General features: G+C 61.2%; 9 protein-coding genes. All 9 read right to left on the bottom strand.

Going from position 1 to position 11,837, the window contains the following annotated elements:
* Positions 1-108: 108 nt before the first annotated feature.
* Positions 109-999 carry a protease HtpX gene (htpX, locus tag ETEE_RS16720; protein ID WP_034163499.1) on the bottom strand — a complete coding sequence of 297 codons (891 nt, stop codon included), beginning with the start codon at positions 997-999 and terminating at the stop codon, positions 109-111.
* 185 nt (positions 1,000-1,184) lie between these two features.
* Entirely contained in the window at positions 1,185-3,251 is a 2,067-nt protein-coding gene (locus ETEE_RS16715) for an alpha-amylase (protein WP_049703780.1), read from the bottom strand.
* A gap of 200 nt (positions 3,252-3,451) precedes the next feature.
* Entirely contained in the window at positions 3,452-4,267 is an 816-nt protein-coding gene (gene iolB, locus ETEE_RS16710) for a 5-deoxy-glucuronate isomerase (RefSeq protein WP_034163486.1), read from the bottom strand.
* A 9-nt stretch (positions 4,268-4,276) separates the two neighbouring features.
* On the bottom strand, positions 4,277-5,167 hold the full coding sequence (gene iolE / locus ETEE_RS16705; protein ID WP_034163487.1) for a myo-inosose-2 dehydratase: 891 nt from the start codon (positions 5,165-5,167) through the stop codon (positions 4,277-4,279).
* 14 nt (positions 5,168-5,181) lie between these two features.
* Positions 5,182-7,086 carry a bifunctional 5-dehydro-2-deoxygluconokinase/5-dehydro-2-deoxyphosphogluconate aldolase gene (locus ETEE_RS16700; protein WP_034163488.1) on the bottom strand — a complete coding sequence of 635 codons (1,905 nt, stop codon included), beginning with the start codon at positions 7,084-7,086 and terminating at the stop codon, positions 5,182-5,184.
* 12 nt (positions 7,087-7,098) lie between these two features.
* Positions 7,099-8,232, bottom strand: coding sequence for a Gfo/Idh/MocA family protein (locus ETEE_RS16695; RefSeq protein ID WP_034163489.1), 1,134 nt, complete (start codon positions 8,230-8,232; stop codon positions 7,099-7,101).
* A gap of 11 nt (positions 8,233-8,243) precedes the next feature.
* Positions 8,244-9,272, bottom strand: coding sequence for an ABC transporter permease (locus ETEE_RS16690; RefSeq protein WP_034163490.1), 1,029 nt, complete (start codon positions 9,270-9,272; stop codon positions 8,244-8,246).
* A gap of 11 nt (positions 9,273-9,283) precedes the next feature.
* Positions 9,284-10,831 carry a sugar ABC transporter ATP-binding protein gene (locus tag ETEE_RS16685; RefSeq protein WP_034163491.1) on the bottom strand — a complete coding sequence of 516 codons (1,548 nt, stop codon included), beginning with the start codon at positions 10,829-10,831 and terminating at the stop codon, positions 9,284-9,286.
* Positions 10,832-10,882: 51 nt separating this feature from the next.
* A complete protein-coding gene (locus tag ETEE_RS16680; protein ID WP_034163492.1) occupies positions 10,883-11,812 on the bottom strand; it encodes a substrate-binding domain-containing protein in 930 nt (309 codons plus the stop codon).
* Positions 11,813-11,837 lie beyond the last annotated feature (25 nt).

Genomic DNA, 11,837 nt, shown 5'->3' with positions numbered 1-11,837 from the left:
CCGGCTATTCACGGCATCCCAGCCCCATCCGCAAAAAAAATACCGCCCACCTGATGGTGAGCGGTATTTTTACCTTACCTCATACCGTCGCGCGCGGCGCGCGATCGGTCATGACTTCAGATACTGACCGCTGCGCAGCGCCTCGATGCGCTTATCCAGCGGCGGGTGTGACAGGAACAGCTCGCCAAAGGTACGATTACCGCGACCGTTGATACAGAAGGCCATCATGCTGCCGGCCTCCTGCGGCTCATAGCTGGTCTTCAGGCGCTGCAGGGCGGCGATCATCTTCTCTCGGCCAACCAGGTCGGCCGACCCGGCATCGGCGCGGAACTCGCGGTAGCGCGAGAACCACATGGTAATGATGCTGGCTAGGATGCCAAACACCAGCTCCAACACCATGGAAACGGCGAAGTAGATCATCGGGTTACCGCTGCTCTCGCCCTCGCCCTCATCGCGATTGCCAGAGAGGAAACCCGCCGCCACCTGGGCAATCAGGCGGGAAATAAAGATCACGAAGGTGTTCACCACTCCCTGCACCAGCGTCATCGTCACCATGTCACCGTTGGCGACGTGGCTGATCTCATGCGCCAGCACCGCCTCGGCCTCATCGCGGCTCATGCTCTGCAGCAGACCGGTGCTCACCGCGACCAGCGAGGCGTCGCGCCGGGCGCCGGTGGCGAACGCATTGATATCCGGTGCGTGATAGATGGCAACCTGCGGCATGCCGATACCGGCCTGCTGGGCCTGACGGCGTACCGTCTCGACCAGCCAGCGTTCGGTTTCATTGCGCGGCTGCTCAATCACCTCGCCGCCAACGGAGCGCAGCGCCATCCACTTGGACATCAGCAGCGAAACAATGGATCCGCCAAAACCGAACAGCAGCGCCATGATCATCAGTCCCTGCACGCTGCTGGACCGAATGCCTGTCAGGCTCAGCACCAGGCCGAACACCAGCATCACGGCCAGGTTGGTCAACAGGAACAAAGCAATACGCATCATATCGTCGTCAATCCTCTCAAACATATCGCACCATGCGATGATCAGATGGTAAGGCCATCTGCGCCGGTTTCAAGGGCTGTGGTGCGATAACCGGGTAAAGAAACAAAACTTTACATTTATGCTGCGCATAGCGGCTACTTTTCACTCCGCTCCGGCAAAAATCAAATGGTTGCCGGAGCCGCGCCTCAGAATTTTTGTAACAGCTGGCGCGGCCGGCGCGACTCCGGCTGACCGGCCCAGACCACCATCACCCGATCCCGCCCGTCATTGCGGATAAAGCCGTAGCCCTGCGGCATCGCGACGGTCGTCTGCTCTCCCTTGCCGATAGCGGGATGGCGGGCGCGGAACTGCCCCAGGCGCTGCCAGTGCGCGACCTGTGCCGCCGCCGGGCCGCGGATATCCTGCCAATTCATATCCGAACGAGTGCCCTGCAGCGGATCGGATCCCGTTGGCCCGGGCGGACGCCCCGACTCATCGCCGTAGAAAATCTGCACCGCGCCCGGCGCCAGCAGCAGCAGCGCAGCGGCGCCGCTGCCGTCGCTGCGGAACAAACGGGTATCATGGGACGACAGATAGCTCAGCACGTTAAAATCCTGCAGCTGCGCCGCCATCTGCTGCCACAGCGGATCGATATCGGCCAGGCAGCCCTGCGCCTGTGCCGCCTGCTCCTGATAGTCAAAATTGATCATCGCATCGAAGCCGTGGCGATAATAGGCGCTGCGCATCACGCCGTGCCCCCAGGCCTCGCCGGTCATCCAGAAGGGTGCATCGTCCAACGCCTGCTGCGGATTAGCCCGCTTCCATTCGGCCAAGGCCGCGCTGGCCTGCTGCTTCAGCTGTTGCCAGGCCGCCGGCTCTACGTGCTTTGCCGTGTCGATGCGAAAGCCATCGATGCCGTATTCACGCACCCACTGACTGAGCCAGTGAGTCAGGTAGTCTCGCGGCGTGTAGCCGGGGATCTCCCGGGCGCGGGTATCTGGTTTATGACGATAAAAGATCGGCAAACCGGACGCCGTGCTAGACTCGGTCTTCACATCCGGCAGAAAAGAGAGCGATAGCGTAAAATCATCGAATCCCGGGGCGTCATAGTCGCCGATATCGGTACGAATCCACCCCTTCCCCCACCAGCGCGCCCACGCCGCGCGATTGCCAAAATCAATATAGTCATTAAAGCTATGCCACGTCTGGCCGCGCCCCGGATGCCAGTCGCGCCAATCGGTGCCCAGCGTTTGCCGTAGCGTCTCCCCCTGCAGGAACAGCGCGCCGAACTGGTACTGCTGCATATCCGCCAGCGTCGCGTAGCCGGTATGGTTCATCACCACGTCGAACAGCACCCTGATACCGCGCTGGTGCGCCCCCTCCACCAGCGCCCGTAGATCCTGCTCGCTGCCCATATTGGCATCCAACCGCGTCCAGTCCAGCGGGTAGTAGCCATGATAGGCATAATGCGGGAAATCGCCCCGACTACCGCCCCCGACCCAGCCATGGATCTGCTCAAGGGGCGAGCTGATCCACAGGACATTGACCCCCAGACGCTGGAGATAGTCTAGCTGTCCGGTCAACCCGCGCAGATCGCCGCCGTGAAAGGTCCCGATCTCCTGCATCCCGTCCTTCTGGCGGCCATAGCTATGATCGTTACTGGGATCGCCGTTGGCGAAGCGATCGATCAGGACAAAATAGACCGTCGCGTTGTGCCAGTCGAATGCCGCCGGCCCCGCGGTTTCAGCCGACTCGAGCAGCAGCAGGCCATTACTGCCCGGCGCCGGCTGCAGGGTCACCGTGCCCTGGGTGACGCGGACGATCTCTCCGCTGTAAAAATCGCGCACCAGGCTGCCTTCGCTAAATGCCCGATCGACGGGGACACGCAGCGGACGCCCATCCCAACGCGGACAACGGCGCGCAGGCGCCGCCGCCCGCTGCGCAGCCTCATCCTGTACGGACAGCGTCAGCGTCGGCGTTCCCGAGCGGATATCGATCAGGGCCAGGTAGCGGCCATCCCGGAAGCGCCGCCATAGAGGCGCCTCACCTTGGCACGGCATCAGCGAGAGCGTCTGATTCAGCCGGATCGATCCGCTGGGTTGCCAGCAACTATCGGCCTGATACAGCTGCAGCGGCGCCTCGCCCTTAGCCAGTGGCTGACTGGCGCTAAAGCGTCCCTCGCCTACGGCGACGAACTGGGGAAACGCGGGCGATCGCCATTCGGCCTCAGCGGCCAACGGCAGCAATAGTGCGGAGAGAACGGCGTATTTCATCATCGGCTCCTGTGACTGTGACCATTGCAGTGTGCCACGGGGGCCGCGCCGGCGACTCATCCCGGCGGGGGGAGGATAGCGGGGGCGGAGCTGACGCTAGACACCGCAGCGTCACTCCCCCTCGCCTTTGCGAGCCGTAAAGCAATAAAGCCGTGCATGACGAAGTATCGGCCCCTACCGGATATCATGCACGCGACGCGTTACTTGCGCGGATAGTCCTGATTAATCCAGCCATGACACGCTTCCCAGGTAAACATCCAGCGTCGCACCGGGCCCGCCATAACATTAAGGTAATAGCTGTCGTAGCCCGCCATCGTTGCCACCGGGTGATACCCCCGCGGCACCATCACCACGTCGCGGTTGTACACCGCCATACACTCATCAAGCGACCGATCGTCGGTATATACCCGCTGCATACAGAATCCCTGCTCCGGGTTAAGGCGGTGGTAATAGGTCTCCTCAAGGCAGGTCTCCTGCGGTGGATTGTCGGTATCATGCTTATGGCTGGGGTAGGAACTGGTGCAGCCTTCGTCAGTCCACACCTCCACCACCAGCAGGCTGTCCGCGGGTTTATCCTGCGGCAGAATGTTGTGCACATAGCGTCGGTTGTTTCCCTTACCACGTGCTTCGGCATCGATATCCTGCGGCGCGATCAGCCGGGTCGGCCAGATGCCCGAGCTGGGCGCCGCGCACACCGCCAGCTCAAGCCGGGTCAGCGCCTGCACCTGCACGGCTTCACCGGGCGAGACGTATACCGCCCACGGTTTTTTCCGCTCGAACGGACTCATCCGATCGCCGATCTCAGTGAACCGCGCGGTCGGCGTAGTGATATCGGCTAGCCCTGCCACCAGCACCAGACAGCGCTCTTCGCTGACCGCAGGCAGCGTTAACTGCCGCCCCTCGTCTAGTTCAAACGCCGCAAAGCCAACATAGCCCCAGCCTGCACGCTCTGGCGTAATAGATTGGGTACACCCCTGTGCATCCGGCGGCTGCCAGCGCGAGAGTAAACGCGACATATCGCCTCCTCAGATAAGCCCGGCCTCACGCGCCAGATGATTCAGGTTGTTATACCCCAGACGCGCGTAGGTCAATGGATGGGCGACAGCTGGATCCTGCTCGGCCTCTACCACCAGCCAACCCTGATATTGGCTCTCTTTCAGCAGTGACATGAGCGGCGCATAGTTGACGCAGCCATCGCCCGGCACCGTGAACACACCGCTCAGTACCGCATCGAGAAAGCTGGTTTTACGGTTTTTCACCTCTGCCAATACGTCGGCGCGCACGTCTTTGCAGTGGACGTGATTAATGCGCGACGCCCAGCGCTGGGCGACCCCCAGCGGGTCCGCCCCCGCAAAGGTCAGATGGCCAGTATCCAGCAGCAGCCCGACCTCATCGCCGCTTTGACGCATCAGGCTATCCACATCTTCGGCGGATTCAATCACCGTCCCCATATGGTGATGGTAGGCAATCTGCACCCCTTGCCGCTGAGTGTAGCGGGCGAAAGCGGTCAGCTTCTCGCCATATTCCGCCCAGCGCGCCTGGGGAAAACGCGGGCGCAGGTGCACCGGCGTCTGCTGTTCACCGTGGATACAATGCGTCACCTCAGCAAACACCATCACCTTGGCACCCAGCTCGCGCAGCAGCGTCAAGTGTGGCTGCACCGCGGCGATCTCCTCCTCCACGCTGCGCTCCAGCAGACGGCCCGAGTACCAGCCGGAGACCAGCTGCAGATCGTGGCGCTGCAGGATGGGCCCGAGCAACCGCGCTTCACGCGGGAATTTATTGCCCAGTTCAAAACCGGCGAACCCGGCCGCTTTACCCTCGCTCAGGCAGGTCTCAAGCGACGTCTCCGCGCCGAGAGACGGGAGATCGTCGTTGGTCCATGTCAGCGGATTAATACCTAATTGCACAGCCATACCCTTCTCCTTAATTATGCTTGCCCACGCTCGCGCCACCAGGCGATAAGCTGCAGGTAGTTGTCCCGAATGCGCGCCACCAGTTGCGCATCGTCGATATCATGCTTCAGCCACGCGCGGGCGGCGTCGCCAAACAGCGTGCGGCCCACGGCAAACCCTTTTACCCACGCGTGAGCGGCCGCCGCGTTAAACCCGGCGCGCAGCTGTTCCGCCGGGGCATCAAGGCCAAGGATAACCACGCCGCGGCAGTGCGGATCGCAGCGTTCGAGGATCGCTTCCAGTGCCGACCACCCCGCAGAGGAGAGCGGCGGCAGCTTCCACCAGTCGGGATAAATTCCCAGGTTGTAGAAGCGGGAAACCGCCCGCAGATAGAGATCGTCACTGTGTGACATATCGGGCGGTAAAATTAGCTCCAGCAGCAGCTCGTGCCCGGACTGGCAGCAGGCGCGGTAGACCTCCGCCACGCTCTGCTCCTGCGCTAGGCGCAGGGTGTGTTCGTCCTCCGGGTGATAAAGAACCAGGCACTTCACTACGTGCTCCTGCGGCCAGCTGATCAGTTGGGTGCCAATATTGCCGAGCTCCATTTCCAGCGGTCGAGATCCCGGCAGCTCGATAGGCCGCCCGATCCACCAGCCCTCACCGGTTATGGCGTTCAGCGCATCCTGCCCGAAGGTACCATCGCACAGCAGCCCGGCCCTTCCCGCAAGCTCGGCATCCTGCGCGGCTGCCCGGCTAGCCTGCAGGATCAGATTTTTCAGCATGGGGATACGCTTCAGGCTGGCACCGCACTGCATCGCCATATCCTCTAGCTGGCTGCGGTGGTCAAACGCCATCACGCATAGCTCAGGCCACACGCGGCGGCGAGTAGTCACCCGGTGCAAATGGTTCAGACGCGGGTCGAGATCCGGTCGCGGAACGTCACGCTCACGAGACAGGTAATCATCAAGCTCGATTTTGCTCGGCATGGCGGGCGAACAGCCGTGGCGTGATACCACTAGCGCGCCACAGGCATTGGCATAGCGGCAGCTCTGCTCCCAGCCTTCATCGTTGAGGTATCCCCGCAGCAGCCCAGACATAAACGCATCCCCGGCACCCAGCACGTTGAGGATCTCCACCCGGACGCCAGTAACGGTCAGGCCGTCATCAAGCCGGGACGGAATCGCATCGGTATACACCGAGCAACCCCGCGCGCCGCGCTTGCACACCAACGTCGCCGGACTGACGCGCCTCACCTGCGTCAGCGCCTGTAGCGTGTCGATGCTGCCGCCCGCGATGTGGAACTCCTCCTCGGTGCCGACGATAACGTCGAACAGGTGCAGCACCTCTTGGAGCTCACGGCTCACCCGATCGGCGGCGATAAACCGTGTTTCGCCGTCACCCAGCGAGGTCAGCCCCCAGAGCACCGGACGGTAGTCGATATCCAATACCGTGCGCACGCCGTGACGACGGGCGTAACCCAGCGCCGTCAGCACCGCATTGCGAGTTTGCGGATGGGACAGGTGCGTGCCGGTAATCGCCAGGCAGCGGGACGAGGCAATGTACGCCTCCTCCACGTCGTCTGCGCTGATCGCCATATCGGCGCAGTTGTGGCGGTAAAAAATCAGCGGGAAAGTATCTTGGTCCTTGATTCCGAGCAGCACCAGCGCCGTCAGCCGCTCTTTATCGATGATCAGATGGCAGGTATCGCAGCCAACCTGGCGGAGTTCCTCGCGCAGGAAGCGCCCCATATGTTCGTCGCCGACCCGCGCCAGCATCGATGAGCGCAGCCCCTGGCGCGCCGTGCCATAGGCGACGTTTCCCGACGAGCCGCCGAGGTATTTGGCAAAACTCGACGCATCTTCAAGCCTCGCGCCAATCTGCTGGCTGTAGAGGTCAACTGCGACCCGACCCATGCATATCACATCAAACGGCTTTTCCACGTTGATACCTCATCAAACAATGTCAGTCACATTCAGCCAACGGCCTTCACGATGAGAGCGCGCGATAGCGTCAAGCACCCGCGATACCTTCCAACCCTCGGTGAAATCCGGCCACATGGGTGTACCGGCGACGATGCCATCCACCAGGTCACGAACCTCCACCGTTTTTTGATCGTTAAAGCCGATACCGTGTCCCGCCCCTAGGCAGAACGCGGCGTACTCCGGGTGCGCGGGCCCTACCAGCAGCGTGCGGAAACCCTGGCGACTCACCGGATCCTCATGCAGATATAGCTGCAGCTCCGCCATTCGCTCCTGGGTAAAACGGATAGCGCCTTTGGTGCCGGTAATGACATACGACAGCCCCATCTTGCGCCCGCAGGCAACCCGTGAGGCTTCTATCACCCCCTGTGCGCCGCTGGCGAAGCGCACCATCGCATGCGCCTGATCTTCGTTTTCCACCGCCACCCTCTGCGACGAGCCGGCATGGGCAGGGCGATCGGGTACGACAATTTTCAGATCGCCGCAGACCTGTTCGATATCGCCAACCAGATAGTGCGCCATATTAACGATGTGCGCAGCCAAGTCGCCCAGCGCGCCAAGTCCGGCGGTTTTCGTAAAGCAGTGCCAGTGGATGGGGGCCAACGGATCAGCCATATAGTCTTCGTTGTGGGTACCGTAAAAGTGGATCACCTCGCCGATTTCACCGCGGGAGATGATCTCTTTCGCCAGCTTGGCCGTTGGATTCTTCATGTAGTTGAAGCCGATCAGCGTCTTCACTCCGGCCCGCTGCGCCGCCTCAACCATTTCACGAGCATCAACGGCATTGAGCGCCAGCGGCTTTTCCGAGTAGACGTGTTTGCCGTGATGAATCGCCTCCAACGCCATCTCTTTATGCAGATGGTTCGGCGAGCAGATGTCCACCACATCGACGTTCGGGTCGGCTACCAGCGCACGCCAATCGCCGGTGGCGCGGTTAAAGCCAAGGGCCTGTGCCCGCTCTGCCGCCAGCGTCGGGGTGACCTCCGCCACCATTTCACGCACCAGCCTGCCGCGTAGATTGAACACCACCGGCGCCTGGGCATAGGCAATGGCATGCGCCCTGCCAATGTAGCCGGTACCGATTAACCCAATGCGTACCTCTTTCATCATCCGTCTCCTCACAGTGCGCCGCGACGGCTCTTGGCATAGGTGTCAAAGGCGACGGCCAGTATGATAATTAGCCCGGTAATAATTTGTTGGTAGTAGGCGGACACATTCATCAGCACCAGACCGTTAATCAGGATGCCCATAATGATCGAACCGATAATGGTGCCACCGATACGTCCATAGCCGCCCATCAGTGACGTCCCGCCGATCACCACCGAGGCAATCACGCGCAGCTCAAACGAGATCCCGGCGACCGCCTCGGCGCTCCCCAGACGCGCGCTGAGGATAAAACCCGCCAGCCCTGCCAGGCAGCCGATCAGCACATAGACACTCACCAGCACGCGTTTAACGTTGACCCCGGCCAGGCGCGCGGCCTCCGGGTTACCGCCGATAGCGTACACAAAGCGGCCCCAGCGCGTTTTATGCAGCGCCAGATAGCCGCCAATGGCCACCAGCGCGAAGATCCAGATAGGAATAGAGATACCGAGCAATTCGCCGCGCCCCCACCAGCGGTAGCCGGGATCAAAACCGGCGATCGGCGCACCGTCATTAATCACCAGCGTCAGCCCGCGCCAGATAGTCATCCCACCAAGGGTGACGATAAACGGCGGCAGACGCAGGCGGGTCACGCCGAGGCCATGCAGAAAGCCAATAGCCGTGCCCATCGACAGGCAGATCCCCAGTCCAATCAGCCAGCTCATGCCACCCCAGGCGCTGACATCAACGGTAGTGAAATTGTCACCTTTGATAACGTAAGCCGCGGTCATGGCGCAGACCGCTAAAATGGAGCCGACGGACAAGTCTATGCCTGCGGTCAGGATGACAAACGTCATGCCCACCGCCATGATCCCGTAGATGGATACCTCGGTCAGAATATTGACGATATTGCGCTCAGAGAAAAAATTGCCGTTCTGCGACTGAAAGAAAATCAGCAGCAGGATCATAAAAATCAGCACCCCGAAGCGCTCGAAGAAGGCGATGGGATCGAAACGTCCCAAACGCGTTACCGGCGTCTGCGTTTTGGAAGTCATCTGCGTCATGGGAAACTCCGTTATGCCGCATTCAGGGCGTTGTGATTGATGGCCATCATCATCATGAGGCGCTCTTCGGTAGCATCGTCGCCGTGAATTTCGCCCGTCACCCGCCCCTCACTGAGGGTAATAATGCGATCGGACACCGCCATCACCTCTGGCAGATCGGACGAAATCACAATTACCGCTACCCCCTGCTTTGCCATATCAAACAGCACCTGATGCACTTCTGACTTGGTACCGACATCAATGCCCCGGGTCGGCTCATCCACGATAAGCAGCCGTGGATTGAGCGCCATACAGCGCGCGAGAATGACCTTCTGCTGGTTGCCACCGGAGAGCTTACGTACCGCCTGATCGCTGCTCACCATTTTGATCTGCAGCGCCTGACGATAAGTAGCGATCAGCGCATCCTCTTTACGGGTGTTTACAAAATAGCGCCAGCGCAGCAGCGAGGAGAGGCAGGAAAGCGATAGGTTGTCGCGAATAGACAGCCCCAACACCGCCCCCTCTTTTTTGCGATCCTCCGGCACCAGCGCAATCCCCTGGGCAAGGGCATGCCGCGGGCTGCGCGGCTGATAGGCCACGCCATCGATCTCAAACTGGCCAGAGGTGAAACCGCCGGCGCCGAACAAACAGCGGGCCACCTCGGTACGCCCGGCACCGACCAGCCCGGCAATGCCCAGCACCTCGCCTGCGTGAACGTGGAAACTGATGTCATGCAGCGCAATACCGTGCGGATCCAGCGGCGGCTTTTCACGGCACAGCCCTTTCACCGCCAGGCGAACGGGGTTATCTTCATGGTGGGTTTCATAGGATGGACGACGGTTGAACGCCACGTCACGCCCGACCATCAGGCGGATCAGCTGCTCTACGGTGGTGCCCGCCACCGCGCCGGTGCCGGTAAAGTGGCCGTCTTGAAACACGGTAAAGTTGTCGCAGAGCTGAAACACCTCGTGCAGGCGGTGAGTGACATAAATAATGCTCACCCCTCGGTCTCTGAGCTCCCGCACCACCCGATGCAGGCTTTCTACTTCGCTGTCGCTCAGCGCCGCGGACGGTTCATCCATAATGATCAGTTTGGCATTCAGCGTCAGCGCGCGGGCGATCTCCACCATTTGCTGCTGTGCCACGCTCAGGCGTGCCACCGGCGTCGTCGGCGCAACGTTGAGCTGCAGGTAGCTCAAGATTACCTGCGCCTCCTGGTTTACCGCCTTTTCATCGACGATCAAATTACGCTTACGCGGCTCGCGGCCGAGGAACATGTTTTCCGCGACGGTCATATTGGGCAGCAGGTTAAATTCCTGATAGATGGTAATAATGCCCCTATTCTGCCGCTCGACGGGCGACTCCTCCACCGGCAGCAGAGCGCCGTTAAACCAGATTTCGCCGCTCGTCTGCGGCTGCGCCCCGGCCAGCGCCTTCAGCAGCGTGGATTTTCCCGCGCCATTCTCCCCCAGCAGCGCGTGGATCTCACCCGTGCCAACGGTCAGCTGCGCGCTGCTCAGCGCCCAGACGCCGGAGAAGCTTTTCGCCAGATGGGTAACGTTGAGTAAAGGTTGCGACATCGGCCTGCTCCTTCTTCATAGTGGGCCGCCGCGACGGCGGCCCAGGACAAATCAGTTACCGGCCTCGTTAATCCGCTCGGCCTGCTGCAGGTTTTCACGGGTGATCAGCGTCGGAGGATAGTCTGCGCCAACGATCGCCTGCTTCTCACGCACGCTGGCCACCAGCTGGCCCATTGCCGTCTGTACCGCATAGCCCGGGCGCTGATCGGCCGTCACCGCCATCCAGCCGTCGCGCACCCGCGCCAGGGCCTCCGGCACGGCGTCAAATCCCGTCACCAGCACATCCCCCGGCTTGAGCCCCTGGCTTTGCAGCGCCTCAATCGCGCCCAGCGCCATATCATCGTTGGCAGAAAGGATCACCTGCGGACGCTTGTCCAGAGACGGCAGGACGCTCTCGACAATGCGCATCCCTTCAGAACGCATCCAGTTACCGGTCTGATCGGCGACGATCCTGTACTTATCGCCCCCCGTCGTCAGGCTGTCGCGGATCCCCTTGCTGCGTTCGATGTTAGACGACGACCCAGGCTGCCCGGTCAGCAGAATAATGTCCGCGCCGTTGGGGAACTGGGCCTTCACAAAGTCGCCGATGGCCTGGCCGCCTTTGTAGTTGTTCGCACCGAAGTGCGGCACCTTATTCTGACTGTCGACAGAGCGGTCGAGGGTCACCACCGGCAGCCGGGCGGCCTGAATCTCATCAACCGCGCCGGAAACGGCGTTAACGTCATTGGGCGACACGATAAACCCCTGTGCACCGCGGGTAATGGCGTTTTCAAGATCCGCCACCTGCTTTGGCGAGCTGCCCTGTCCGTCCAGTACCTGCAGCTTCACCCCCATCTCTTTGGCGGCTTTGACCGCCGTGCGCTGCATGTGAACTTCAAACGGCATCGCCAGGTTTGGCGTACTGAAAACAATCTGCTCGTTCTCGGCCTGGGCCGCTCCGGATGTCACGGCGATGAGGACGGCAAAGATCAGTTTTTTCATTGTTATGCCTCTCTATGTAAGGGAC

This window comes from Edwardsiella anguillarum ET080813 (assembly GCF_000264765.2).
In the GTDB taxonomy this organism is placed as follows: Bacteria; Pseudomonadota; Gammaproteobacteria; order Enterobacterales; family Enterobacteriaceae; genus Edwardsiella; species Edwardsiella anguillarum.
Note: the sequence above shows the minus strand (reverse complement) of the source record. Positions and strands in the feature narration are given on the sequence as shown.

What these genes read in the sequence shown, in the direction of transcription:
- ETEE_RS16690 (WP_034163490.1), bottom strand. Translation starts at nt 9,272, where the DNA reads ATGACGCAGATGACTTCCAAAACGCAGACGCCGGTAACGCGTTTGGGA.
- ETEE_RS16680 (WP_034163492.1), bottom strand. Translation starts at nt 11,812, where the DNA reads ATGAAAAAACTGATCTTTGCCGTCCTCATCGCCGTGACATCCGGAGCG.
- ETEE_RS16685 (WP_034163491.1), bottom strand. Translation starts at nt 10,831, where the DNA reads ATGTCGCAACCTTTACTCAACGTTACCCATCTGGCGAAAAGCTTCTCC.
- ETEE_RS16695 (WP_034163489.1), bottom strand. Translation starts at nt 8,232, where the DNA reads ATGAAAGAGGTACGCATTGGGTTAATCGGTACCGGCTACATTGGCAGG.
- ETEE_RS16715 (WP_049703780.1), bottom strand. Translation starts at nt 3,251, where the DNA reads ATGAAATACGCCGTTCTCTCCGCACTATTGCTGCCGTTGGCCGCTGAG.
- iolB (WP_034163486.1), bottom strand. Translation starts at nt 4,267, where the DNA reads ATGTCGCGTTTACTCTCGCGCTGGCAGCCGCCGGATGCACAGGGGTGT.
- htpX (WP_034163499.1), bottom strand. Translation starts at nt 999, where the DNA reads ATGATGCGTATTGCTTTGTTCCTGTTGACCAACCTGGCCGTGATGCTG.
- iolE (WP_034163487.1), bottom strand. Translation starts at nt 5,167, where the DNA reads ATGGCTGTGCAATTAGGTATTAATCCGCTGACATGGACCAACGACGAT.